18 protein-coding genes and 7 pseudogenes are annotated in these 26,757 nt (G+C 49.2%); 17 read left to right on the top strand and 8 right to left on the bottom strand.

Annotated features, from left to right (window positions below; translation table 11 throughout):
* The first annotated feature begins 142 nt into the window (after positions 1-142).
* From sppA to pncA, 3 genes are all read left to right on the top strand, one after another.
* Complete coding sequence (gene sppA / locus LU633_RS12100) at positions 143-1,999, top strand: signal peptide peptidase SppA (protein WP_016192489.1); 1,857 nt, start codon at positions 143-145, stop codon at positions 1,997-1,999.
* Between the two features lie 68 nt (positions 2,000-2,067).
* Positions 2,068-3,084: an asparaginase gene (gene ansA, locus LU633_RS12095; RefSeq protein ID WP_016192488.1), complete on the top strand. Its 1,017-nt coding sequence runs from the start codon at positions 2,068-2,070 to the stop codon at positions 3,082-3,084.
* Positions 3,085-3,095: 11 nt separating this feature from the next.
* Positions 3,096-3,716: a bifunctional nicotinamidase/pyrazinamidase gene (pncA, locus tag LU633_RS12090; protein WP_016192487.1), complete on the top strand. Its 621-nt coding sequence runs from the start codon at positions 3,096-3,098 to the stop codon at positions 3,714-3,716.
* Here pncA and LU633_RS12085 read toward each other — a convergent pair whose 3' ends face one another.
* Positions 3,717-3,995: a YeaC family protein gene (locus LU633_RS12085; RefSeq protein WP_016192486.1), complete on the bottom strand. Its 279-nt coding sequence runs from the start codon at positions 3,993-3,995 to the stop codon at positions 3,717-3,719.
* A gap of 5 nt (positions 3,996-4,000) precedes the next feature.
* Positions 4,001-4,411 carry a peptide-methionine (R)-S-oxide reductase MsrB gene (gene msrB, locus LU633_RS12080; RefSeq protein WP_016192485.1) on the bottom strand — a complete coding sequence of 137 codons (411 nt, stop codon included), beginning with the start codon at positions 4,409-4,411 and terminating at the stop codon, positions 4,001-4,003.
* A gap of 341 nt (positions 4,412-4,752) precedes the next feature.
* Between msrB and gapA the strand changes: the two genes are divergently transcribed.
* From gapA to tnpA (LU633_RS12050), 6 genes and pseudogenes are all read left to right on the top strand, one after another.
* Positions 4,753-5,748, top strand: a complete 996-nt coding sequence (gene gapA / locus LU633_RS12075; RefSeq protein WP_016192484.1) for a glyceraldehyde-3-phosphate dehydrogenase — start codon at positions 4,753-4,755, stop codon at positions 5,746-5,748.
* A 407-nt stretch (positions 5,749-6,155) separates the two neighbouring features.
* A complete protein-coding gene (locus LU633_RS12070; protein WP_016192483.1) occupies positions 6,156-7,034 on the top strand; it encodes a D-hexose-6-phosphate mutarotase in 879 nt (292 codons plus the stop codon).
* A 184-nt stretch (positions 7,035-7,218) separates the two neighbouring features.
* Positions 7,219-7,899 (top strand): annotated as a pseudogene (locus LU633_RS12065) (IS3 family transposase); the annotation flags it as partial.
* Positions 7,900-8,659: 760 nt separating this feature from the next.
* The gene (gene yeaG, locus LU633_RS12060) at positions 8,660-10,594 is read left to right on the top strand and encodes a protein kinase YeaG (RefSeq protein ID WP_016192480.1); all 1,935 of its coding nucleotides are present in this window, start codon (positions 8,660-8,662) and stop codon (positions 10,592-10,594) included.
* Between the two features lie 71 nt (positions 10,595-10,665).
* Positions 10,666-11,937, top strand: a complete 1,272-nt coding sequence (locus LU633_RS12055) for a YeaH/YhbH family protein (RefSeq protein ID WP_016192479.1) — start codon at positions 10,666-10,668, stop codon at positions 11,935-11,937.
* Between the two features lie 152 nt (positions 11,938-12,089).
* A pseudogene (gene tnpA, locus LU633_RS12050) lies at positions 12,090-12,506 on the top strand (IS200/IS605 family transposase).
* 85 nt (positions 12,507-12,591) lie between these two features.
* Here the strand turns inward: tnpA (LU633_RS12050) and LU633_RS12045 are convergent.
* A pseudogene (locus LU633_RS12045) lies at positions 12,592-12,885 on the bottom strand (transposase); the annotation flags it as partial.
* A 100-nt stretch (positions 12,886-12,985) separates the two neighbouring features.
* Here LU633_RS12045 and LU633_RS12040 point away from each other — a divergent pair.
* Positions 12,986-13,420 (top strand): annotated as a pseudogene (locus tag LU633_RS12040) (helix-turn-helix domain-containing protein); the annotation flags it as partial.
* On the opposite strand, the pseudogene LU633_RS12035 reads toward LU633_RS12040, so the two are convergent.
* A pseudogene (locus LU633_RS12035) lies at positions 13,402-13,959 on the bottom strand (IS256 family transposase); the annotation flags it as partial. The pseudogenes LU633_RS12040 and LU633_RS12035 overlap by 19 nt on opposite strands.
* 449 nt (positions 13,960-14,408) lie before the next feature.
* Between LU633_RS12035 and LU633_RS12030 the strand changes: the two are divergent.
* The 5 genes and pseudogenes from LU633_RS12030 to LU633_RS12010 all read left to right on the top strand — a co-directional run bounded on the left by LU633_RS12030 (position 14,409) and on the right by LU633_RS12010 (position 19,506).
* A complete protein-coding gene (locus LU633_RS12030; RefSeq protein ID WP_016192477.1) occupies positions 14,409-16,136 on the top strand; it encodes a potassium/proton antiporter in 1,728 nt (575 codons plus the stop codon).
* A gap of 140 nt (positions 16,137-16,276) precedes the next feature.
* The gene (locus LU633_RS12025; RefSeq protein WP_016192476.1) at positions 16,277-16,465 is read left to right on the top strand and encodes a hypothetical protein; all 189 of its coding nucleotides are present in this window, start codon (positions 16,277-16,279) and stop codon (positions 16,463-16,465) included.
* A gap of 155 nt (positions 16,466-16,620) precedes the next feature.
* Positions 16,621-17,819: pseudogene (locus LU633_RS12020) on the top strand (IS91 family transposase).
* A 170-nt stretch (positions 17,820-17,989) separates the two neighbouring features.
* Positions 17,990-18,202, top strand: a pseudogene (locus LU633_RS12015) (sugar transferase); the annotation flags it as partial.
* A 128-nt stretch (positions 18,203-18,330) separates the two neighbouring features.
* Complete coding sequence (locus tag LU633_RS12010) at positions 18,331-19,506, top strand: multidrug effflux MFS transporter (RefSeq protein ID WP_016192471.1); 1,176 nt, start codon at positions 18,331-18,333, stop codon at positions 19,504-19,506.
* Positions 19,507-19,540: 34 nt separating this feature from the next.
* On the opposite strand, the gene tnpA (LU633_RS12005) is transcribed toward LU633_RS12010, so the two are convergent.
* The 3 genes from tnpA (LU633_RS12005) to LU633_RS11995 all read right to left on the bottom strand — a co-directional run bounded on the left by tnpA (LU633_RS12005) (position 19,541) and on the right by LU633_RS11995 (position 22,540).
* The gene (tnpA, locus tag LU633_RS12005) at positions 19,541-19,993 is read right to left on the bottom strand and encodes an IS200/IS605 family transposase (protein ID WP_016192470.1); all 453 of its coding nucleotides are present in this window, start codon (positions 19,991-19,993) and stop codon (positions 19,541-19,543) included.
* 153 nt (positions 19,994-20,146) lie between these two features.
* The gene (gene dadX / locus LU633_RS12000; protein ID WP_016192469.1) at positions 20,147-21,217 is read right to left on the bottom strand and encodes a catabolic alanine racemase DadX; all 1,071 of its coding nucleotides are present in this window, start codon (positions 21,215-21,217) and stop codon (positions 20,147-20,149) included.
* Between the two features lie 27 nt (positions 21,218-21,244).
* Entirely contained in the window at positions 21,245-22,540 is a 1,296-nt protein-coding gene (locus LU633_RS11995; RefSeq protein ID WP_046371856.1) for a D-amino acid dehydrogenase, read from the bottom strand.
* 502 nt (positions 22,541-23,042) lie between these two features.
* Here LU633_RS11995 and LU633_RS11990 point away from each other — a divergent pair.
* Positions 23,043-24,578, top strand: a complete 1,536-nt coding sequence (locus LU633_RS11990; protein ID WP_016192467.1) for a SpoVR family protein — start codon at positions 23,043-23,045, stop codon at positions 24,576-24,578.
* A 52-nt stretch (positions 24,579-24,630) separates the two neighbouring features.
* Here the strand turns inward: LU633_RS11990 and fadR are convergent, their stop codons facing one another.
* Positions 24,631-25,341, bottom strand: coding sequence for a fatty acid metabolism transcriptional regulator FadR (gene fadR / locus LU633_RS11985; protein ID WP_016192466.1), 711 nt, complete (start codon positions 25,339-25,341; stop codon positions 24,631-24,633).
* Positions 25,342-25,646: 305 nt separating this feature from the next.
* Here fadR and dsbB point away from each other — a divergent pair, with 305 nt between their 5' ends.
* On the top strand, positions 25,647-26,177 hold the full coding sequence (gene dsbB, locus LU633_RS11980; RefSeq protein WP_016192465.1) for a disulfide bond formation protein DsbB: 531 nt from the start codon (positions 25,647-25,649) through the stop codon (positions 26,175-26,177).
* Positions 26,178-26,757: the final 580 nt, after the last annotated feature.

Raw genomic sequence — 26,757 nt, 5'->3', positions numbered from 1 at the left:
TAGCACAGGATGATGATTTGTTACAGCATCGTGCTTTTTCCTGCTGACAATTGGCCCCCCGGTAATTAGGATGTCAGCATCACATCCGGCTGGCGTCATCTTAGTGGCACCATCGGCTTTATATGGCAATTATGGAGAATCTATGCGGATTTTGTGGCGAGCAATCGCGGGTGTTTTCAAATGGACATGGCGACTGCTAAATTTCGTCCGGGAATTTATCCTCAACCTGTTCCTGATATTTCTGATCCTGATTTGTGCCGGTATCTGGTTTCAATACACAAAGGCGAATGCACCGGCTGAAGCACAGAAAGGTGCGCTGGTTGTCAATCTCAGCGGTACGGTGGTTGATAAGCCTTCAGTCAGTAACAAACTCAGTCGAATTGGTCGACAGCTTCTGGGCACCAGCAGTGATCGCCTTAAAGAAAACTCCTTGTTTGATGTGGTGGATGCCATTCGTCAGGCGAAGAGCGACGCCAATATTACCGGTATGGTAATGGATTTGCGCGACTTCGCCGGGGCTGACCAGCCGTCCCTGCAATACATTGGCAAAGCGCTACGTGAATTTCGCGATAGTGGGAAACCTGTTTATGCCACCGGCGATAGTTACAGCCAGGCACAATACTATCTTGCCAGCTTTGCTAACAAAATTTACCTTTCTCCCCAGGGTACGGTAGACCTGCATGGTTTTGCCACCAACGGTCTTTATTACAAAACGCTGCTCGATAAGCTGAAAGTGACTTCTCACGTATTCCGTGTCGGCACGTATAAATCGGCCGTGGAACCTTATCTGCGCGATGATATGTCCCCGGCAGCTCGCGATGCTGACAGCCGCTGGATTGGCGAGCTGTGGCAAAATTACCTGAATACGCTGGCAGCCAATCGTCAGCTTACCCCTGAACAAATCTTTCCGGGTGCTCAGGGAATACTGGATGGGCTGAATAAAGTCGGGGGGGATACGGCAGCTTATGCTAAAGAGAACAAGCTGGTTGATGAGCTTGCTTCCCGCGCCGTGGTTAACCAGCAGATGAGCAAAATTTTTGGCTGGGACAAACAGACCAATGATTTTAAAGGCACCAGCATTTACGATTACCAGGTGAAAGACAACAGTTCGGCTGATGGCAATATTGCGGTTATACTCGCCAATGGCGCCATCCTTGATGGTGAAGAAACACCGGGTAACGTCGGTGGCGACACCACGGCGATGGCAATCCGTCAGGCGCGTCTGGATCCGAAAATCAAAGCAATTGTTTTCCGTGTGAATTCTCCAGGTGGCAGCGTGACGGCCTCAGAGACCATCCGGGAAGAGCTTGCTGCCGCGAAAGAAGCTGGCAAACCGGTGGTGGTATCAATGGGAGGAATGGCGGCATCTGGTGGTTACTGGATTTCCACCCCGGCGAATTACATTATTGCCAGCCCAACCACTCTGACAGGCTCTATCGGTATCTTTGGTGTGATCAACACCATTGAAAACACGCTGGATTCAATTGGCGTGCACACGGATGGCGTATCTACTTCTCCACTCGCCAATGTGGCCACCACCCGCGCCTTACCGCCCGAAGCCCAGCAAATGATGCAACTGAGTATTGCTAACGGCTATAAAAACTTCATTGGCCTGGTAGCCGCTGCCCGCAGTAAAACGCCCGAACAGGTTGACCAGATAGCTCAGGGCCATGTCTGGACCGGAAGCGATGCTAAAAACAATGGACTGGTTGACGCCATGGGTGACTTCGACGACGCGATGGCTAAGGCTGCTGCACTGGCGAAGTTGCAAAATTGGCAACTGAGCTGGTATCAGGACGAGCCTGGTTTTTTCGATCTGCTGTTTAATCAGATGAACATCTCGGTGCAGTCTGCACTGCCGGGCGCGCTTAAAGCCCTGCTTCCTGCGCCTGTTGCTGACGTTATGACCACCATGAAAAACCAGCCGGGTCTGTTCGATAACCTGAACGATCCACAAAATCGCTATGCCATCTGCCTGACGTGTAGCCAGGTGAAATAACCTTCAGCCCGGCACAGGCCGGGCTGATTTTTCCTGAAATTTATTCTTTGGTTAGCCTGAGTTATTAAATGCAAAAGAAATCTATTTACGTTGCCTATACAGGCGGCACCATTGGCATGCAGCGCTCCAGCCATGGTTATATTCCGGCCTCCGGCCACCTGCAAAATCAGCTGGCTAAAATGCCAGAATTTCATCGCCCGGAAATGCCGGATTTCACTATCCACGAATATCAGCCGTTAATTGATTCATCTGATATGACTCCTCAGGACTGGCAATGCATTGCGGATGATATTCAGGCTAATTATGACCGCTATGACGGTTTTGTTATTCTACACGGTACGGACACCATGGCGTTCACCGCATCCGCCTTATCGTTTATGCTGGAGAATCTCGCCAAACCGGTGATTGTGACAGGCTCACAAATCCCGCTCGCTGAACTGCGATCTGACGGCCAGCAAAATCTGCTTAACGCGTTATTTGTGGCTGCCAACTACCCGGTAAATGAAGTGGGGTTATTTTTTAATAATACCTTGTATCGCGGCAATCGTAGTACCAAGGCACATGCTGACGGTTTCAGCGCATTTGCTTCTCCCAATCTGCCACCGCTTCTGGAGGCAGGTATTCATATCCGCAGGCTGAACACCCCTCCTGCACCCGTTGGTCATGGCACACTGAGCGTCCGGCAGGTCACCCCACAGCCTATTGGCGTTGTAACACTGTATCCGGGAATTTCTGCCGATGTGGTCAGCAACTTTCTACGTCAGCCAGTAAAAGCACTGATACTCCGCTCCTACGGGGTGGGTAATGCGCCACAGAATCCAGCATTTTTGCAAGAGTTACAGCAAGCTTCCGCGCGCGGGACGGTAGTTATCAACCTGACACAATGCATGTCTGGCAAGGTAAATATGGGTGGTTATGCAACGGGTAATGCACTTGCCCATGCTGGCGTGATCAGCGGTGCAGATATGACGGTGGAAGCCACGCTAACCAAACTGCATTTTCTATTAAGCCAGGATCTTTCCAGTGAGCAGGTCCGCCAGCAAATGCAGATTAACCTGCGCGGTGAACTTACGCCGAATGAGTAGAGGAGTCGAAAATGTCGCCCCGCAATGCACTTTTACTGATTGATTTACAAAATGATTTTTGCGAGGGCGGTGCACTCGCGGTACCAGATGGCGATCAGGTGATTGCCATCGCCAATCGCTATGCGGCTGAATTTCATCAACGGGACCAGCCAGTGGTGGCAACTCTCGACTGGCATCCGCCTAATCATGGCAGTTTTGCCTCTGTTGCGGGTAAGCCAGCCTGGACGGAGGGAGAATTGAACGGTCTGCCACAGGTCTGGTGGCCTGATCATTGCGTACAATGTTCAGAAGGTGCAAAGTTTCATCCCTCACTTCAACAGGATTTGATCGATAAACGGATCTGTAAGGGACAGGATGTTAATGTAGACAGCTACAGCGCTTTTTATGATAACGGACACCGACAAAAAACGTTGCTTGACAGCTGGTTAAAGCAGCAACAGGTAACAGCACTCACCATCATGGGCCTGGCCACGGATTACTGCGTAAAGTACAGCGTAATGGATGCACTCACGCTGGGTTATGCAACCACCGTCATTGCTGCTGGCTGCCGCGGCGTTAATTTGCAGCCAGCAGACAGTGAGCGTGCGCTGAATGAAATGGCTGCGAGCGGTGCCATCATTGTGGCAGAATAATTATTGCAGGCGGATGTGCGTCAGGTTATCGTCCGCTATATTAAACTCATCTTTCAGTTGCTTTTTACTTTTGATGACCAGCTCCCCTCCCTTTGCAACCGTCATATGCTGAGGAGAATCATTATGCCGGGCCTGCCACAGCAGCACCAGGTGCAAGCTGTTCTCTTTTTGTTCTGGTGTCAGTGCCACCCCGTCAGTCCATTTTCCCGTTTCCACCGCGGTAGCAAGGCGTTGGTAAAGGTCAGGCGTCATTGCCGCAATAATCTCATCCAGTACCATAACAGTTATCCTGCAATGCTATTGCCATCATTATCGATAAAACGTAATGAGGCAGAGTTAATACAGTAACGTTCACCCGTGGGTTCCGGTCCATCAGGAAAAACATGTCCCAAATGAGCATCACAGTGATCACAGCGAATTTCAACGCGCTGCATACCGTGTGAATTATCTTCGAGATATTTGATGGCATCATCCGAGCAAGGCTGATAAAAGCTTGGCCAGCCACAGCCGGAGTCATATTTACTGTCGGAATAAAACAGCGGAGACGTGCAGACCAGACAACGATAAATGCCTTCACCTTTGTTTTGCAGCAGCTTACCTGAAAAAGGCGGCTCAGTACCGCGCTGCTGGGTAACATAGCGTTGCATCTCAGTCAGGTCAGTTTCAATCTCAGATGATTTCAGGTGATTAACCATAGCGTTACTCTGTGTAGGGTTTATCAGGCAGTTACAAACGCAAGCCATAACAAAAAGTTAACATAATCAGTGTTCTTTTTGTATCATTCAAAAGTATGAAAGTGCTTTAGGTATAAAATTGTGATCAAGATCTCTCTTTGAATTTATTCCCCCTTTATATTCGCGCGGGGTGCCCCAAAATAAGGGGCTTATTAGCGGTCAGAGAAGGTACAAATGCGTGATAATTCCTCCTCTTCGGTTTGATTTGTAGCAACTATTGAACCGATTCCGCTTGACGCCTGATAAGGTTTTTGTAATTTTACAGCCAACCTTTTATTCACTAACAACAGCTGGTGGAATATATGACTATCAAAGTAGGTATCAACGGTTTTGGCCGCATCGGTCGCATCGTTTTCCGTGCTGCACAGCAGCGTTCTGACATCGAAATCGTCGGTATCAACGATCTGCTGGATGCCGAGTACATGGCTTACATGCTGAAGTACGACTCAACTCATGGCCGCTTCGAAGGTACTGTTGAAGTCAAAAACGGGCATCTGGTTGTCAACGGTAAAACTATCCGTGTTACCTCTGAGCGCGATCCGGCAAATCTTAAGTGGAACGAAATTGGCGTTGACGTCGTTGCTGAGGCAACCGGTATCTTCCTCACTGACGAAACCGCTCGCAAGCACATCGAAGCTGGCGCAAAGAAAGTCGTACTGACGGGTCCTTCAAAAGATGATACCCCGATGTTCGTTATGGGCGTAAACCACAAAACCTACGCTGGTCAGGAAATCGTCTCCAACGCGTCCTGCACCACCAACTGCCTGGCACCGCTGGCTAAAGTCATCAATGACAAATTCGGTATCGTTGAAGCCCTGATGACCACCGTCCACGCAACCACTGCCACTCAGAAAACTGTTGATGGCCCATCCCACAAAGACTGGCGTGGTGGACGCGGTGCAGCTCAGAACATTATCCCTTCTTCCACTGGTGCAGCTAAGGCCGTAGGTAAAGTTATCCCTGAGCTTAACGGTAAACTGACTGGTATGGCGTTCCGCGTCCCAACACCAAACGTGTCCGTTGTTGACCTGACTGCTCGTCTTGCCAAACCAGCTTCATACAAAGAAATATGTGAAGCGATCAAATCCGCTTCTGAAGGTGAACTGAAAGGCGTGCTTGGTTACACAGAAGGTGAAGTAGTTTCTACCGATTTTAACGGCGAGAAACTGACTTCTGTTTTCGATGCCAAAGCAGGTATTGCCCTGAGTGATACCTTTGTGAAACTGGTTTCCTGGTATGACAATGAAACCGGTTATTCCAACAAGGTTCTTGATTTGATTGCACATATCGCTAAATAAGTGCGGTCTTTATACCTTGAGAGCGACTACAGTCGCTCTTTTTTTTTGTAATAAACTGATTTTCAATTTACCAATCCTGTCCCTATACGCACTCACATTAAAATTAATAACATGAATGTACAAAGCTGACTCATTCTCTCCCGCAAAAAGCAGTTAAAAATTTTCTTTCCCTGTTCCTCTACCGCCCTCCAGTTATTACTACGCACTCACCGATTGTCTGCTTTCATCAGTCTTAACAGTTTGCAACTGACCTGCCTTATCAGGCACAAATTCCCTGACCATTGCTGTTGGGTGCAGTTATATACTGTAGAATGACCAAATCACGCATCGGCCGAAAAGCGATTTAGTGGGTATTAAATTCAAGAAGATTAAACCCTGTCTTCCCTTACTGAAAGAAAGGACTTTTCATGAACGAGGCTCTTTTTTCGTTGCCAGTCACAGAGCAAATTACCCCATGGATTTCATTACGTAAAATTGGTGAGCTGCCTGTGCTGGTTATTATCCATCCTTCAGTTCGGGCGGCGGTAACACTGCAGGGTGCGCACCTTATCGCATGGCAACCCTCAGGGGGAAAACCCGTGATCTGGGTGAGTGAGAAAACATCGTGGACCCAGGGAAAAGCCATTCGTGGTGGTGTTCCTGTGTGCTGGCCGTGGTTTGGTCCAGGCGGCGAACCCGCCCACGGATTTGCGCGTACACAGCCCTGGACCCTGTCCGCCCACGATGGAAACGACCAGAGCGTAACGCTTACGCTGATGTTGAAAAGTACGCCGCAGACGCTGAAAATTTGGCAGCACGAATTCACACTGTTCGCCCGCTTTCGATTCAGTGAGCAGTGTGAAATTGAACTGGAAGCTCATGGCGATTTTATTGCCACAGCCGCGTTACACAGCTATTTCTGCGTAGAGGATATCAGCCAGGTGGAAGTCAGCGGTCTGGGTAACACGTTTACTGATAAGGTCAATAATGGCATCGTCAGTCAATCCGGTGATGGCAAACAAACCTATCCAGACCGTGTTGATCGTATTTACACGCAACCAGAAGATTGCACCCTGATTCGGGACAGTTCAACCAGCCGCACCATTGAGATTTATCATCATCATCACAGTGACGTTGTCACATGGAACCCAGGGCCGGAGCTTTCATGTGCAATGAGTGATATGGCTAATGAAGGATACAAAACGATGGTATGCGTGGAGACGGCACATATCTCCTCGCCAATGCAAAGTGCAGGCGAAATACCGGCCAGACTTGCAGCGACCTTCCGGCTACGCAGCCAGAGTTAAAGCGGCAATAAAGAGGGGCCATACTACTGTCCCCTCTCTTATTAATGAAGCACCTGACTGGCAGCACAGGCTCTGCCCCCTGCTGTGCAAGCAGTTCAGCCATATCATCCAGCCAAAATCTGACACGCCCCAGCGTAAAATCTTGCCAGACCGCTGCAAGGACGCCATCACGGGAAGTTGTTCCTCATCAGAGTTGGCTGCTGCACTCAAGCAGGTTCGGGAACTACAGCGCCTTCCGGGTAAAAAGACGATGGAAGTTGAAATCCTCAAAGAGGCAGTGGAGTACGGTCAGTCGCGAACAATGGATAGCGCATGCGCCCCTGTTGAATAGCACAGGTCAGCTGCGCCGTGAGCGTGTCGCGGGCGCAGCTGTCACTGCGGATAAGCATGCTGCCGACTGGCAGGGCAGGCGCGGTAACCGGCGTGATGACGAAGCGGACGCTGAAATACTGTCGAACATTATCGACATCATCAGGGATATGCCCGGCTACGGCTACCGACGCGTGTGGGGCATCCTGCGTAAGCAGCGTTGCACAGAGGGGCTGTCGCCAGTCAATGCCAGACGGCTTTACAGGATAATGAGCGAACACAACCTGTTGTTACTGCATGACAAACCGGAGCAGCCGAAGCGTGAACATAAGGGCAAAATCGCGGTTGCAGAAAGCGATATGCGCTGGGTGTTCAGATGTGACAATGGCGAAAAACTGCGCGGGTCACGTTCGCGCTGGACTGCTGTGACCGCGAGGCCATAGACTGGGCAGCGAGCACGGGAGTCTACGACAGCCCGACCTTACAGGATGTGATGTTAAGATCAGTAGAAAAGTGCTTCGCTGACAGGTTACCGGACACACCGATGCAGTGGCTGCAGCGTATACCGCGTATGAAACACGGAGGTTCTCCAGCTGCTTATCAGAGGTATGGTCAGTATCAAAACGCTGCGGAGAGGCCATAGTCGTGAGCGAAAGCTGATTCTGCGAATCTTTCCACAAATAATACCCTGCCTGAGCCGTGCAAAAATAGAAAATAGCACCTTAGTAATTAATAATATTTAGCTGATAATGGCGAAAATCATCATAATTATAGATTTTTTAACCATATAACCCGCCAGCACCAACAGATAATGTAGTGGCCTGAATGATAGCAGCGAAAAAACCAGCAGTGGCAGCCAGAGCTAGCGCACTAATTTTGAAATAGTTCACAATTAATTCATTCCATAAATATAAAAACAGGGGGATGCGGTTTAACAAAGATTCACTTTATAGAAGAAAGTTTATACCTCGACCGATCAGATAGTAATCCCCCCGATAATACCGGCTTCAGGTTTATGCCCGCTGCTTTAACATCGGTATGGCAGACCGCACCAGTAATGGGCATAGTTAAGTCATCTTGTAACTTTGTTATTGAATTTTCATTGAAAAAGATAAAGTTGTCAGGAAATTCTTTGAATGCCAACTAAGCTTACTACACAAGACAGATTTTTATCAGTCCAGCAATCCCGGGCGTTGTTTATCCCGGTAAAACGTAAAGTTGGCACAACCGTTGCTGGACTCAATATAAGTTCCTTCAGGGGCTGTAATTATAAAGCTCTTGTTACCTGTGCTAAAAACGAAAGGACGGGCATCGCTATGAATATATTCGATCACTATCGTCAGCGTTATGAAGCTGCCAAGGATGAAGAATTTACACTTCAGGAATTTCTGACCGTCTGCCGGCAAGATCGCAGTGCCTATGCTAATGCCGCGGAGAGACTATTAATGGCAATCGGTGAACCTGTTATGGTTGACACCGCTCAGGAACCTCGTCTCTCAAGACTGTTCTCCAATCGGGTTGTGGCACGCTATCCCGCCTTTGAAGAGTTTTACGGTATGGAAGACGCAATTGAACAAATCGTCTCCTATCTGAAGCATGCTGCCCAGGGGCTGGAAGAGAAGAAACAGATTCTTTATTTACTGGGGCCGGTTGGCGGAGGCAAATCCTCTCTGGCTGAACGACTCAAGTCTTTGATGCAACGCGTGCCCATTTACGTATTAAGTGCCGATGGCGAACGCAGCCCGGTCAACGACCATCCTCTCTGTCTCTTCAATCCACAGGAAGATGCTGCCATCCTCGATAAAGAGTATGCTGTACCTCGCCGCTATCTGGATACCATTATGTCGCCGTGGGCAGCCAAACGCCTGCATGAGTTTGGGGGGGATATAACGCGTTTCAAAGTCGTCAAAGTCTGGCCGTCCATTCTCGAACAGCTGGCGATTGCCAAAACAGAGCCGGGCGATGAAAACAATCAGGATATTTCCGCTCTGGTAGGTAAAGTGGATATCCGCAAGCTGGAAAACTTCGCACAGAACGATCCTGACGCCTATGGATATTCCGGTGCACTCTGCCGTGCTAACCAGGGAATTATGGAATTCGTTGAGATGTTCAAAGCACCGATAAAAGTGCTGCATCCACTCCTTACCGCCACACAGGAAGGCAATTACAACGGCACAGAAGGTATTTCCGCCCTTCCCTTCAATGGAATTATTCTGGCGCACTCAAACGAGTCAGAATGGGTCAGCTTCCGCAACAACAAAAATAATGAAGCCTTTCTTGACCGTGTTTACATCGTAAAAGTGCCTTACTGCCTGCGCGTCTCGGAAGAAATAAAAATCTACGACAAACTGCTCGACCACAGTGAACTGACTCATGCGCCTTGCGCACCCGGCACGCTGGAAACGCTGGCCCGCTTTTCTATTCTTTCCAGGCTTAAAGAGCCGGAAAACTCCAGCACCTATTCCAAAATGCGGGTTTATGACGGTGAAAGCTTGAAAGACACCGACCCTAAAGCCAAGCCTTATCAGGAATACCGGGATTACGCAGGCGTGGATGAGGGAATGAACGGTCTTTCCACACGTTTTGCGTTTAAAATACTTTCTCGCGTATTTAACTTCGATCATGCTGAGGTGGCTGCTAACCCCGTTCATCTTTTTTATGTACTTGAGCAGCAGATTGAGCGTGAACAGTTCCCTCAGGAACAAGCAGAGAAATATCTCGAGCACCTCAAAGGCTATCTGATCCCTAAATACGCCGAATTTATCGGTAAAGAAATCCAGACCGCCTACCTTGAGTCTTATTCGGAATACGGACAAAACATCTTTGATCGCTATGTGACCTACGCTGATTTTTGGATTCAGGACCAGGAATACCGCGATCCGGATACGGGGCAGTTATTCGATCGCGAATCCCTTAATGCCGAACTTGAGAAGATCGAAAAACCGGCTGGCATCAGCAATCCTAAAGATTTCCGCAACGAGATTGTCAATTTTGTGCTGCGCGCCCGTGCGCACAATAATGGCCGTAATCCTAACTGGACCAGCTATGAAAAATTGCGCACGGTTATCGAGAAAAAAATGTTCTCCAATACAGAGGAACTGCTGCCGGTCATCTCGTTCAATGCAAAAACGTCCACGGATGAGCAGAAAAAGCATGATGATTTTGTCGATCGTATGATGGAAAAAGGCTATACCCGCAAGCAGGTGCGCCTGCTGTGTGAATGGTATCTGCGGGTACGCAAATCGCCCTGATGCCAGCCTCATAAATACTGTGGGGGCTAGGAAAACCTGGCCCGGCTTGCAACGATAGTTGGGGGAGAGTTATGGCCTATTTTATCGATCGGCGGCTCAATGGTAAAAATAAAAGCGCGGTGAATCGACAGCGCTTTTTACGCCGTTACAAGTCGCAAATCAAACAGTCGATCTCCGAGGCCATCAATAAGCGTTCGGTTACCGACGTCAGCAGCGGTGAGTTCGTTTCTATTCCGATTGACGATATCAACGAGCCTGTTTTTCATCAGGGTCGCGGCGGCCATCGTCATCGCGTTCATCCAGGCAACGATCACTTTGTACAAAATGATCGCGTTGAACGCCCTCAAAATGGAGGAGGGAGCGGAAGTGGTCAGGGTAATGCCCGTCAGGATGGTGAAGGCCAGGACGGGTTTGTTTTCAATATATCTAAAGATGAATACCTGGATATGCTGTTTGAAGACCTGGCTTTGCCAAACCTGAAAAAAAACCAGCATCGCCAGCTTAATGAATATAAAACGCATCGTGCCGGATATACCGCAAATGGGGTGCCAGCTAATATCAGCGTCGTGCGTTCGCTGCAAAATTCACTGGCCAGACGCACTGCGATGACCGCAGGGAAACGGCGCAGGTTGCATGAGCTTGAAAATGAACTTGATGCGGTGCAGAAAACTGAACCCGCACAACTTTTGGAAGAGAAGCAACTTAAAAAGGAAATCGCAGAACTTTGGGCAAGCATTAAGCGCGTGCCATTTATTGATACTTTCGATCTGCGCTATAAAAACTTTGAAAAACGACCAGAGCCGTCAAGCCAGGCGGTGATGTTTTGTCTGATGGACGTGTCCGGTTCAATGGACCAGGCGACAAAGGATATGGCAAAGCGGTTTTACATCCTGCTGTATCTCTTTCTCAGCCGGACTTATAAAAACGTCGACGTGGTCTATATTCGTCATCATACGCAGGCAAAAGAAGTGGATGAACAGGAGTTTTTCTATTCACAGGAAACGGGGGGAACCATCGTTTCCAGCGCGCTGAAGATGATGGATGATGTTATTAAAGAACGATATAACCCTGCGCAGTGGAATATCTATGCTGCACAGGCGTCCGATGGTGACAACTGGGCGGATGACTCACCATTATGCTATGAGATTTTGGCAAAAAACATTCTGCCCGTTGTACGCTATTACAGCTATATTGAAATAACCCGTCGTGCTCACCAGATGCTGTGGCGGGAATACGAATATTTACAGGCAACGTTTGATAACTTTGCTATTGAGCATATCCGTGAGCCTGAAGATATTTATCCCGTGTTTCGTGCGCTCTTTCACAAACAGGTGGAAAGCTGAATCAACGGACAAGCCAGCCACTCCGCTGGCTTTTTATCCCTGCATGAACACCACCTCCTGTGGAGGTGGTCAGCAATAAGTTGGCTCTGCCAGTCATACTACTCATGGGAAAATCCGAATCTGTTGTCCCCATAACTGTCAGGGATTTAACCATGAGTAGACTCCAGAAAGCATCTCATGTGCTCTGGTGTTGTCAATATCATATCGTATGGACACCCAGGTACCGGTTTCGCATCCTCAGGAACAATGTTGGTAAAGAGGTCTGTAAGCCGATAAGGATCTCAGGTGAGCAGCCCGGGATAGAAGTAGTGTAGCTGAATGTCCAGACAGACCATGTCCATTTGCGGGTAAAAGTGCCTCCACGGCTTTCGATTTCCCATGTAACAGGCGACTTAAAGGGTAAAACAGCCCTTCGATTGTTCAGTAAATTTACCTGTCTGCGTAAGAACAAGCAGCGGGGGAATGGTTTTTGGGCAAGAGGTTATTGTGTCGATACCGTAGGTATAAATGAAGAAATGATAAGAAAGTACGTGAAGTATCAGGAAAAACATGAAGTTGAAGAGAGCTAGCCTCCACTGAAAGCAGTGTGAAGGGAAGGCTCTCTGAGTCTGGACTTAGTGACCCTGTAAATAATTCTGTGTAACTGCCACCACGTCAAAGGTGAACGCTCAGGCGGTCACCGAACTCAATAATAAAGCGGCTCATCGCCAGCCGCCAGTTCTGGATCGGCATATTCCATTTTTTCGATGCCGACTGGATTGCCAGGTAAATAACCTTTCGCACTGAGTCATCCATCGGGAATACCTTGCGTTTCTTAATGGCGGCACGGATCACGCTGTTCAGCGACTCAATGGCATTCGTGGTGTAGATAGCTTTTCGGATGTCAGACGGATAGCCGAAGAACGTATTGAGGTTTTCCCCGTGCGCACGCCAGCTTTTGCTGATTTGTATTAGTCGCGACTTGATCTGACACTGGACCCTGCAAGGTTGAGAGTTACCGGTTTTGATATGGGTGTCTAATCCTTAAACAAAACGCGAGGTCACCCTCATGCTCCATACTCACAATCCCATCATCAAACACAAAGCCGGCCTGCTCAATCTCGCCGAAGAACTTGGTAACGTATCAAAAGCCTGCAAGATCATGGGCGTGTCGCGCGACACGTTTTACCGTTATCAGGAACTGGCTGCTGAAGGTGGCATCGATGCACTGGTTAACCAGAACCGCCGGGTTCCCAACCTGAAGAACCGCGCCGACGAAGCCACTGAACGCGCGGTTGTTGAATATGCCGTTGAGTTCCCGGCCCCCGGGCAGCACCGGACCAGTGATGAGCTGCGTAAAAAAGGCGTGTTTACCTCCGGCAGCGGCGTGCGCGCCATCTGGTAACGGCACGATCTGGAGAACTTCCGTAAACGCCTGAAGGTGCCTGAGGAAAAGCTCGCCAGAGAAGCCATCGTGCTTACCGGTGCCAGGAACACCGCTTTGTTAATCACGCCGCCATTCTGACGAACCTTAACAACAATACAGTCCAGATAAACAATTGTATAGAGCGCATCCAGCTGGCGATTCTGCCATTCGGCGACCTGCTCTTTAACGGCATCGGTGACTTTAGATATCAGGGTGGGTGAGACATCAGCATCGTACATCTCTTTGAACGTATCGACGATTTCCCGCGTGGTCATGCCTTTGGCATACAAGGATAAAATCTGGCTGTCCATCTGCGTGATACGCGTCTGATTCTTCTTAATCAGCTGAGGTTCAAAGGTATTTTCCCGGTCGCGCGGCGTGTTTAGCCCGATTTCACCGCCGTCGCACAGCAGCGTTTTCGAAGAGTAGCCGTTGCGGGTATTGGTGCCGGTTTTAGGGGCATTTTTCTCATGCCCGAGGTGGTCAGTCAGTTCTGCATTGAGTGCCGTTTCAACGGTCAGCTTCGTGAGCATGCGGAAAAACTGATTAAGGCCGGCCTCAGTTTTGAGGCCTTTGGCCAGTTCAGCAGCAAGGGCCTTAAGTTTCTTCTCGTCCATAATTTGCCTGTCTCCATTGTTGGAGTGAACATATCAAAAACAGGCAATTACACAATTTTAATTACAGTCTCGACTTAGTGCGCCCCTGTGGGGCGAAATCAATGCCACCTGCTATGCAGGTGGTTTTTTACCAACACTCACCGCATTTTAAAACGGTGCTCATGGCTCGCACGTCTCAGACGACCGCAATATTGAACCCACTGCGACCTCCACTTCAGGTTTACCTTATTCAACATTCCTTTCAATACCCTGAGTAACCCTGTTTTTTATCGTTTTTTGGTTAATCACCGGACATAACATACGTATTATCATTAACTTGCCTTCGAAAATTTTGCGAATAACTCACAAACAATAAACTCGTAATATGATCGCATTAACTTTGACATTTAGGACACTTTTACAACACACTGTTGAAGTGTCATTTTTGCCGCAAACAGGAGACTGCCCCATTGGACGCCAGCGCAATCTACAGTCTGTTTATCATCGGTGCCGTGCTGGTTTCAGCGAGTATTCTGCTAAGTTCCTTTTCGTCGAAACTGGGTATCCCCATTCTGGTCATTTTTCTGGCACTTGGGATGTTGGCGGGCATTGACGGCATTGGTGGCATCGCATTCGATAATTACCCTGCTGCTTATCTGGTCAGCAACCTTGCGCTTGCCGTGATTTTACTGGACGGCGGAATGCGGACGCAGGCCAGCTCATTCAAAGTGGCGCTGGGACCAGCGCTGTCGCTGGCAACGGTCGGTGTGTTAATCACGGCAGGTCTGACCGGCATGGCAGCGGCATGGCTATTCAATCTGAATATAATGAATGGGTTTCTGATTGGTGCAATCATTGGTTCTACCGATGCCGCCGCGGTTTTTTCCCTTCTGGGAGGAAAAGGCCTGAACGAACGCGTCAGCGCAACGCTGGAGATTGAATCGGGCAGCAACGATCCCATGGCAGTGTTTCTCACTATCACCCTTATCGATATGATTCAGCAGGGGCAAACCGGATTAAGCTGGATGTTTGTGGTGCACCTTGTTCAGCAATTTGGTTTGGGTATTGTGCTGGGTATCGGAGGCGGCTGGGCATTGCTGCAACTGATCAACCGCGTATCACTTCCAGCCGGGCTTTACCCTCTGCTGGCAGTAAGCGGGGGGATTTTAGTTTTTGCACTGACCACCGTGCTGGAAGGCAGCGGCATTTTAGCCGTTTATCTGTGCGGTTTTGTGCTGGGTAACCGCCCAATCCGTAATCGATATGGCATCTTGCAAACCTTTGACGGCATGGCATGGCTCAGTCAGATTGGCATGTTCCTGGTACTTGGCCTGCTTGTTACGCCCACCGATCTCTGGAATATCGCCCTGCCTGCCATGCTGCTTTCTGTCTGGTTGATTCTGGTTGCCCGCCCGCTATCTGTTTTGGCTGGTCTGCTGCCCTTCCGTGGCTTCAATCTGCGAGAGCGATTATTTATAAGTTGGGTTGGCCTGCGCGGTGCGGTACCAATTATTCTCGCCGTGTTTCCTATGATGGCAGGGCTACCTCATGCAACGCTTTTCTTTAATATCGCCTTCTTTGTAGTTCTGGTTTCTCTGATGATACAGGGAACATCGCTGGGTCTGGCAGCACGAAAAGCGCGGGTCATTATTCCACCTACCGCTTCGCCGATTTCACGGGTTGGCCTAGATATACATCCCGAAAACCCCTGGGAGCAGTTTGTTTATCAGTTGGGGGCTGACAAATGGTGTGTCGGCGCAGTCCTGCGCGACCTGCATATGCCAAGAGAAACGCGCATTGCCGCGTTATTTCGCAATAACCAGCTATTACATCCCACTGGCAACACCCGCCTGAGAGAGGGCGATGTGCTTTGCGTTATCGGCCGTGAAAGAGATCTTCCCGAATTAGGTAAGCTGTTTAGTGAATCTCCACCTGTGGCGCTGGACCAGCGATTTTTTGGCGACTTTATTTTACAGGCCGATACACGCCTTCTCGCTATTTCGGAAATTTACGGCATTGAGATTGCAGAGAATATGAATGTTCAACAAACACTTGGTCATCATATTGCAGGCATGATTGGAGGTACACCCGTGGTAGGTGATCAGGTCGAATGGCAAAATATGATTTGGACGATCGCCGAAAAAGAAGGGAATCAGATTATGAAGATTGGTTTGCGGGTCGCTGATAATAAAGAATAATCTTGGTAATGATAGATTCAATCTCTGCAAAATAACAACTGGGCTTAAGGTTTCTTCTTTTCAGACAGGAAGATACCCTGATTCATATCATCAGGGTTAGCCTCTATAAGATTATCAATGCGGAACGGAAGGGAAAAAATGTGCCGTATTCCTTACAAAAGTCTGCTGACTGGCAGCAAGATGGTTGGGACAACGCAATCATTTTTCCCGCCCGGAATGGCGCTCAGATGGTCGACCTTGTTAAAGAGTTCATCTGGCAGCATCAACACTGGCTGGCTAAGAAACCTGCCCGACTTTATACCCGGATACGCTTGCCGGTGACTCCCTGATTATTGGGCAGAAAATATTTCTTCATTTTATAAAATGAAAATATCGTTATTTTTATACCTATTTACCCGTAAGTTTTATTATTTTCCTGATATAAGCATATTGATAATTTTAGGAATTACCCGTATTAACCAAGTCAGGTTTTTGAATCTGCCACGTGCTTTCCGGTTTCAGCCCCCACCCACTCAAAAAACTGTTCACGGCTAGCCCGTGCTGGACGTCTTTCCTCGACGCTGTGGTCTGTGCGATATCGAAGTCGAAGCCGTCACCAAAATGCTCGCCTGCGGCACCCGCATCAGCGGTGTGAAAGAGTATGCCTGCGACAACGCGCAGTATTCCCACGTCAGGTATATCAACAACGCCTGCCACAGCCGGGCCTGACCGTCCTGTGGTAAAAAAGCCACCGACCTGTGGATTGCCGCCCGGCTTAACCAGCCTGCCGGAATGCAACTGGATACACCCGGTCTTCACCCTCCCCGCTTCGCTCTGGCCACTCTTTGAAGTCAACCGATGGCTGCTTAACGACCTCTGCCGCCTGGCCGTCGATAACCTGCTCTATGCCGCCAGCAGGCGTGGACTCGATAGCGGTATTTTCTGGGCCATTCATACTTACGGCCAGCGACTCAACTGGCACCCTCATATCCACGTCTCCGTCACCTGCGGCGGTATCGATGCGCACGGGAAGTGGAAAAAATCAGTTTCCGTAAGGATGCCATGCGCGCCCACTGGATGTGGAATATCCGCCAGTTACTCCTGAGCGTCTGGTCTGGTGGCGTGGACCTGCCGCCGTCCCTGTCACATATCACCACCGAAGTACAGTGGCGCGGCCTCATACTGACTGCTGGCGGCGATTACTGGCATATGTGCATGTCAAAAAAGACTGCAGGGGGCAAAAACACCGTGAAATACCCGGGCCGTTACCTGAAAAAGCCGCCGATAGCGGCCTCACGGCTGGCGCACTACGCCGGGGGCGCGACGCTGAACTTCCGCTACCACGACCACAATACCGGTGAGCAGGCGACGGAAACGCTGACTCAGCGTGAGAGTCTGGCGCAGCTGAAACAGCATATCCCGGAGAAGTTCTTCCGGATGGTGCGTTATGTTGGTTTTCTGTCCAGCCGGGTGTGCGGAGAGAAGCTGCCGGTGGTCTACAGTGCGCCGGGGATGGAAAAAACGGAGCCGGTGTCGAAGGTATGGTATGCGCAGATGGGTCAGCAGTTCCTGCGGCGTGCCCCGTGAGAATGCGTGCTGTGCGGTGGACAGATGGTGTACCGTCTGGCAGTGACTGGCCTGAGTGTGCAGGGGCTTAAAATCCGCGCCCGGGAAATCAGCCTGATGAGGTACATCGCGGCCTGACACAGCGAAGATCCGCATTTCGCTCGCAGAAAGCACACAAAAGAACCTGAAAACGCACAAATCATCACCAGCCTGCGTAGCGCAGGCTGCCCCTGCAGCATACTAATCGGATAGTGATTAAATTTCAGCCGCCTTATAACGCGCAGAAATAGTTTCAATTTCCTGTACGTGAACGGGAGCGCTATGCAGGTGACGTCGACTATTATCTGATGGCTAAACCGGGAATGTCAGGGCTTTGGCAGATGAGTGGATGCAATGATATTGACTATGATACCCGCATGTATTTCGATTCATGGTATGTAAAAAACCGGGCGCTTTGGGCTGATATCGCCATCCTGTTTAAAACAGCCTGTGTCGTTCTACGTCGCGACGGCGCTTATTGACAGCAAATTACGCAAGTTCTGTCGCCAGGCGATCGGGCTTGCGGGTTCAGTACCACAATCTTCTTTTCTTTTCCCCCAATAATCATTATCCTGCCCTGCTTGCTTTTTAAAGGACGCGACCCCATTCGATGCAAAAGTTTACCCTGCTCCTTCTCGGTCTTGTGCTGCTTGCACCATTAGGTGTCGATCTCTATCTTCCCACCTTGCCTGAAATTGCCTTAGGGCTTAATACTCCGGTCAATAAAATTCAGACCACCATTCCACTGTTTCTGCTGGTGATTGGACTGGGACAACTGTTAGCAGGGCCGCTGGTGGATAAGTTGGGGCGAAAACCTGTTGCTCTGGCGGGCCTTGTGCTTTATCTGCTGGGCAGCATTCTCGCTGCCAGTGCCGCTGACTGGCCGCAATTTTTACTGGCACGCCTCATCCAAGGGGCGGCAGTTTGCTGTACTGCCGTCGTGGCGTTCAGCGGGGTTCGTGACCGACTGGATGGCGATGAGGCAGCAAAAGCCTACGGTTTTCTTAATGGTGCATTGAATATTGTTCCAGCACTGGCGCCAATGTTGGGCGGTTTTTTGGCGGATGACTTTGGCTGGCGTGCACCATTCTGGTTCCTGGCAGGCTACGGCGGACTCATTGGTGTGCTAGTCATCGCCTTTTTGCCGGAGACCCGGTCTGCAGACACCCTTGCCGTAAAAGGTATTCCTTTCAGGCAATATTACGCAATCCTGCGCCAATCCCGCTTTCTTGCTTTTGCCTTTGCAAATGCTGGCGCTATGGGGATGGTGCTGACTTATGTTTCACTGGCTCCCCAAGTGCTAATGACGGAAGGCAAACTTAATGCACTACAGTTTTCCATTGCTGTTGGCGCAAACGGCTTTTGGATCATGCTGGTCAGCGTGGCGGTAAATAAAATAATCCGCAAGCTGGGCCGTCCATTTTGCCTGGCAGCCGGCAGTCTGGCGATGGCGTTGGGCGCACTGACGTTGATGGGAGGGGTATGGCTGCTACCGGGCGACTGGCAGGATCACTGGACGCTGTATATATTTCCGGTGGCCATCTCGCTCGCCGGACTGGCGTTCACCGTGGGTCCTGCTAGCAGCTATGCGCTGGAGCCTTACCAGCAGCAGGCTGGCGTGGCCTCTGCGTTAGCTGGTTTTATTCAAATGGCAGGAGGCTCGTCGGCAGGCCTGCTGCTAATGGCGCTGCCCCTCGCAGAAAAAACCGCACTCTCGCTGATGATGATAATGGGGACAATCCTTAGCGGCCTGGCCTGGATGTACAGTAAAAAGCCACCTGCATAGCAGGTGGCTTTGACACCGCCCCCTAAAAGGGGGCTTAACACCACCTTTCCAGTCCGAGCTGTATGTGCCTTTCTTCTTCCTCTTTGGCAACTTTGTCCTGGTACCGCACATACCTTCGAATTACTTCTTCTTTTGCACCCACCGAATCCACAAAATACCCTCTTTGCCAAAAGTGGTCACACCAAAGCTTGTGCTTCCTGAGATAAGGAAACTTCTCGAACAGCCTGATGGCCGTTCGCCCTTTCACAAATTCCATCAACTCAGAAACACCCAAGCCCGGCTGCGTCCTCACCACCAGATGTATATGATCTATCTGCACATTTAGCTCAACTACTGTGCATTTTTTCATATTGCTGTAAATGTAGATGCTGCGGTAAACCTCTTTACCGAGATTACCTTTGAGGATTTTGTATCTGTACTTCGGTGTCCATACAAGATGATACTGACAGCGATAGGATACGTGGGAAGCGGATTCATATCTGCTCATGCTATTTACTCCTTGATTTGCTGGTAACAAACCGGGGCAGTATTTAGCATGGGCATTCTACCGGCAAAGCCCCACATGAACGATCACCACCTTCACAGGAGGTGGTTTAGTGTTGATAATAAAAGTACACGGTACTTTGACCGCGCTTAAGGTTTAGCAAATCTGAACCGAGACGCGTGGTGCCAGTGCGCACATTAGCTCATAACCCACAGTACCGGCAGCCTGAGCAACATCATCAATTTTGATGTTATTTCCCCACAGTTCAACCCGGCTACCAATTTGAACCTGACTACAGGGCGTGAGGTCTACCGTAATCATATCCATTGAGATTGCTCCCACGGTACGGGTTTTTACTCCGTCTACCCACACGGGTGTACCGGTGGAAGCATGGCGAGGATATCCATCCGCATAACCACAGGCAACAACACCGATGCGCTGCTCCATATCCGCACGATAGTGGCTGCCATAGCCGACTGCATCACCTGCTTTAAGTTGTTGCACAGCGATGATCTCACTTTGCAGCGTCATGACGGGGCGCACCCCGATTTTGGAAATATCCTGCCAGCATCCGCTGGGGGATGCACCATAAAGGATAATGCCGGGACGAACCCAGTCACCATGTGTCTCAGGGTGCCATAGTGTTGCTGCAGAATTGGCGAAAGATCGTGAACACGCCAGCCCCTCTGCGGCCAATTTGATGCGCTGCATAGGCTGCGAAACACCGGTCAGCTTATCCGCTTCGGCAAAATGCGCCATCAGCGTTATTTCACCTACATTTTGCAACGCACGTAGACGTTGCCAGGCCGTGTGAACCTTTTCTGGTTGAAAACCAAGGCGATTCATGCCGCTGTTCATTTTGAGATAAATATTCAGCGGCGCAGAGAGCTTCACCTTTGCCAGCGCGTCGATCTGCCACTCGCTGTGCACGCTGGTTGTCAGCCGATACTGGTCGAGAACGGGCAGTTCATCGGCATGAAAAAAACCCTCCAGCAGTAAAATGGGGTTTTCCCAGCCACACTCACGAAGCAAAATGGCTTCTTCAATGTTCAATAAAGCAAATCCGTCTGTATTGGCCAGACTGTGCCATACCCGCTCAATACCGTGGCCATAAGCATTGGCCTTAACCACAGACCAGACACGGGAATGGCAGGCAGTCTGGCGAACGACAGCCAGATTGTGTCGCAACGCACGAGTATCAATGGTCGCAACAATTGGACGAGACATAACTTCTCCTGGTGATTAAAACCAAAACTAACGGGCCAAAGAAAACGACTGATCAACACCCAATTCAAAACCTGGTAAATAACGCATCACCGAAAGATCGTCTGCGTCAATGGCCGTATTTCGCCCCGAGATAATATCAGAGATAAGCTGCCCTGAACCGCAGGTCATCGTCCATCCCAGCGTTCCATGTCCCGTATTAAGATAAAGATTTTTTAACGGCGTTCTCCCTACAATGGGCGCACCATCCGGCGTCATTGGACGTAAACCGGTCCAGAAGTTGGCCTGTTCAATCGCTCCCGCATGCGGAAAGAGATCGCCAACCACCATTTCCAATGTTTTACGACGCGCCTCACACAGTGCGGTGTCATAACCCACAATCTCTGCCATACCCCCCACACGAATACGATCATCAAAGCGTGTAATTGCCACCTTGTACGTTTCATCGAGCACGGTGGAAAGTGGGGCTATCGTTCTGTTCTTTATTGGAATAGTCAATGAGTAACCCTTCAGGGGGTAGACCGGGACAGCGACGATATCCTGCAGCAGACTCGTTGAAAACACCCCCGCAGCAACAACATAGGCGTCTGCAGTGACCGTGGCCCCACCACACATCACACCAACAATCTTGTTATCCTCACGCAGCAATGCATTCACCGGCATATTAAATTTAAAATTAACACCTTCCGCGACTGCCATTTCAGCCAGACGCAGGGTAAACAGATGACAGTCACCGGTTTCATCATTTGGAAAACGCAGTCCGCCCGTAAGCTTATGCTGTACACAAGCCAGTGCGGGTTCGGCATCAGCCAGCTGACTGGCTTCAAGCAGCTGATAGGGGACATCAGCATCTTTCAGTACGGCAATATCTTTGCCGGCACTTTCAAATTGCTGCGCGGTACGAAACAATTGCAGAGTACCCTGCTGACGCCCTTCATAGGCGATGCCGGTTTCATCACGTAATGCTTTGATGCAGTCGCGACTGTATTCGGCGATGCGCACCATACGACTTTTGTTTTGTTGGTAGTGCTGCATATTGCAGTTTTTAAGCATTTGCCACATCCATTCCAGCTGGAAAAGGCTGCCATCCGGGCGGATTGCCAGCGGCGCATGACGCTGAAACATCCATTTAATCGCCTTTAACGGTACGCCCGGCGCTGCCCAGGGCGCGGCGTACCCCGGCGAGATTTGCCCGGCATTTCCTGCGCTGGTTTCCATCGCAACACCGGGCTGACGATCAATCACCGTGACATCATGTCCCGCTTTCGCCAGATACCAGGCGCTGGCTACGCCAACCACCCCACTCCCCAGAATGACAACTCGCATATCTGCCCCGCAACAATCAAAAGAAGAAAAAACCACTGACCAGACAATGAGGCAGACGATATAACCAGCACAGCTCCACCTCAATCGCGTGAATATACTTCACTTTTTTTACTGAAGAAGCGAATAAAAATAATATTACCCTTTAAGTTTAGAGTAATGTGCTAACAAATACAGTTATCAGGAATCATATTATTAGAAAGCAGGCATTTTTCTCTTTTTAAGTAAAATTATAATAGAGTCATATAGTTAACTTATAAAAAATATATTATTCTGAATGAAAGGCGATTTTTTGCATTTAACAATCATTCAAAATGTATTTCCACTGGCTACTCTATTTTCTGTCAGAGATTTCCATTGTATTCATCAGAGCAATCGGACAGAGTAAACTATCATTGAAAGATTGGCTTTCTATTCCAGACCTGTCGTGCGGGTCAAAATGAAAACGGATGTTTGCCGCTGCGTAACGTAACGTCGAAACCGGTTTTAAAAAAAAGGGGGTGCGATGACAACTATCTCTGATGATGCCATGACCACGGGTAAATGCCTGAGTGATGGACCCGACTGGACTTTCGAACTGCTTGATGCGTATCTGAGCGAAATTGATCGGGTGGCTAAGCTTTATCGGCTGAATACCTACCCCCATCAAATCGAAGTGATCACCTCTGAACAAATGATGGACGCCTATTCCAGCGTCGGCATGCCGATTAATTATGCACACTGGTCATTCGGTAAGAAATTCATTGAAACCGAGCAGCGTTATAAGCATGGGCAGCAGGGCCTTGCCTATGAAATTGTCATTAATTCCAATCCCTGTATTGCTTATCTGATGGAGGAAAACACGATAACCATGCAGGCGTTGGTGATGGCACATGCCTGTTACGGCCATAACTCTTTTTTCAAGAATAACTACCTGTTTCGCAGTTGGACCGACGCCAGTTCAATCGTCGATTACCTGATATTCGCCCGTAACTATATCAGCAGCTGTGAAGAGCGTTTTGGCGTTGAAGAAGTAGAAAAGCTGCTGGACTCCTGCCATGCGCTTATGAACTACGGGGTTGATCGGTATAAACGACCACAGAAAATCTCGTTACAGGAAGAGAAGGCCCGCCAGAAAACCCGGGAAGAATATCTGCAAAGTCAGGTCAACATGCTGTGGCGAACCCTTCCACGTCGGGAGCCTGAGCTAACTCAGGCAAAAGCTGCGCGTTACCCTTCCGAGCCTCAGGAGAACCTGCTTTACTTTATGGAAAAAAATGCTCCACTACTGGAGTCATGGCAGCGTGAGATCCTGCGCATTGTGCGAAAGGTCAGCCAGTATTTTTATCCACAAAAGCAGACGCAGGTGATGAATGAAGGTTGGGCAACCTTCTGGCATTACACCATCCTCAATCGCCTTTATGACGAGGGAAAGGTGTCAGAGCGCTTTATGATGGAGTTTTTGCACAGTCATACCAATGTGGTGTACCAGCCTCCTTATAACAGCAAGTGGTACAACGGCATCAACCCCTATGCTCTGGGGTTTGATATGTTCCAGGATATCAAGCGTATTTGTCAGACGCCAACGGATGAAGACCACCATTGGTTTCCAGATATTGCCGGAAGTGACTGGCTTGAGACGCTGCATTTCGCGATGCGTGAATTTAAAGATGAAAGCTTTATCAGCCAGTTCCTGTCACCAAAGGTCATGCGGGATTTCCGTCTGTTTACGGTTATGGACGATGATCGCAATAATTTTCTGGAGATTGCCGCAATCCATGATGAAGCAGGCTACAGGACAGTCCGGCAACAGCTTTCTGCTCAATATAATCTCAGCAATCTGGAACCAAACATTCAGGTTTATGGTGTGGATTTGCGTGGCGATCGCTCACTGACACTCCGCTACGTGCCGCAAAATCGCGTACCACTGGATAAGAGCAGACGAGAAGTCCTAAAACATGTTCATCGACTTTGGGGCTTTGATGTGCATCTTGAGCAGCAGAATGAAGACGGCAGCACGGAAATACTTGACCGCTGCCCACCCCGTCCCTCAGCCCTCTAGCCTGCACGTTTACATCGCCGGTTCATTCTGAGCCGGCCTCTGATCAAGGTAATCAGGCTGACAGGTCAGCGGGCATACTTTTTTGCATACTATGCCAGATCTCGCCACTGCGGCGACCATAGTCCCTGACGGTATCGACAATTTTATCAAACTGTTCCTGCTGGCAAATACCCAGCAACTGTCGATAAAAGTCATGCGCAAGCTGACGCGCTTCAGGGTTAGAGAAGTAATGACGACCGACCCGGGTATAAAGCCCTTTCAGGCCGTTAAGAATTAATCCGTAAATAGGATTGCCTGAAGCAAAAGCCAGCCCGCGGAAAATATTATAATCCAGCTCGGTATAAGCATCGGCCTTATCTTCCACGTCTCGTGCGATAAAAAGCACTTCTTTCGCTTTGTCAGGATAACTTCGGATAGCCCTGCGGATAAAAATTGATGAGATATTGGTGCGCACAGAAAGCAGGTTATCAATAAGCTGAGGCACGCTGTCGTGATCAAGGCGAGCCAGCGTCTCCAGAATGTTAAGTCCTGATGTTTCCCAAAAATTATTCACACGAGTCGGTTTACCATGCTGGATAGTCAGCCAACCGTCCCGGGCAAGCCGTTGCAATACTTCACGCAGCGTGGTGCGGGTCACGCCTATCAGCTCTGAAAGCTCCCGTTCAGCAGGCAGGATTGTGCCTGGCGGAAAGCGGTTATTCCAGATACTTTCAATGAGGTATTCTTCCGCGAAACCGGCGGGGCTCTGCGCCTTGATAACCATAAGATCCTGTTTCCGTTACGTTCACGAGTACAAAAATTCCGCTCATAATATCAGATGCTCCCGGCATCACATAGACTGGTGAATCGCTAAAAACACTTTCTCAGAGCAAAATTTCCAGAAATGAGCGGTGCCTTAACTTCTGTCGATTGACAGTTAATTTCTATTAACAATTTTAATAAAAACACCCTAATTTTATTACAAGTTTCTTTCTAATATCCCTGAAATGAAAATTTTGCACTGCCAGGCTGGCACTCTGCCGCTTTTGGTTTACACTGCCCGTCTGACGCTCAATACATGGATTGATTATGCTGCGATACCTTAACAATTGTTCCCGTGGTCGTGCTGCCTGGTTGCTGCTGGCTTTTACTGCCTTTTGTCTTGAGATGATTGCGATCTACTTCCAGCATGTGATGATGTTGAAACCCTGCGTAATGTGTATTTACCAGCGCTGCGCCCTCTTCGGGATCATGGGTGCGGGATTGGTAGGAGCTATCGCGCCCAAAACACCGCTGCGATGGTTAGCCATAGTGATTTGGCTTTACAGCGCCTGTGAAGGGTTACGTCTGGCATGGGAACACACGATGATCCGGCTACATCCAAACCCATTTACCACATGCGATTTTGCCGCCAGCTTCCCAACATGGTTGCCGCTTGATAAGTGGCTTCCATCTGTTTTTGTTGCCACAGGTGACTGTGCGGCCAAACAGTGGTCTTTCTTATCGCTGGAAATGCCTCAGTGGCTAATCGTTATTTTTACTGTATGTATCGTCACAGGTTTACTGGTGCTGGTGTCACAGTGTTTCAGGGAGAAGAAACGCGCGCTTTTTACTCGTTGATGATGGAATGACGCTCATTAAGCCACGGAGTTTACATTTTATATCGCCATAAAAATGCGTTATATAAAAAACTGCTTTTACTTGTTTGTCTGACCATGTCTTGAACAGTTTTGTCAGGCAACATCTGGTACTTTCACAGAGCTCCTTCTCCCCTCCAGGATGGCAGTCCCGGACCTGAAAATCTGCCGTCTAACAAGACGCTTACAATGAGGGCGGCTTTCATCACATCATCAATGGCACCCGCCCAAGAATTCCTTTCTGCCACATCAGACAACAGGATTTTCTCTTAATTTATATAATATTCATAGGATTACAACTTAATACCAGATCGCGAGCTTGATATAAATGCCGTCCCCACTGGAGGAGATTTATTCAACATCTTTGCTGAAATACGTGTATGGAACCCGGCTGCTGAACCGGATTGAAAAATCAGTCGTGGTTAACGAGGCAGGACTCAGGCTGAGTATTGAACCGAGATACGAACATGTTATGGCACTCGTCATATTTTCTTTCAAACCTTACCTGTCGTGTACTTCCATTCATACAGCCTGCTTCACGGCCAGATTGAAATTTAGCATTG

The organism is Erwinia tracheiphila, assembly GCF_021365465.1.
GTDB classification, from domain to species: Bacteria; Pseudomonadota; Gammaproteobacteria; order Enterobacterales; family Enterobacteriaceae; genus Erwinia; species Erwinia tracheiphila.
The sequence above is the reverse complement of the archived record's forward strand: the minus strand, read 5'-3'. Positions and strand labels throughout refer to the sequence as shown.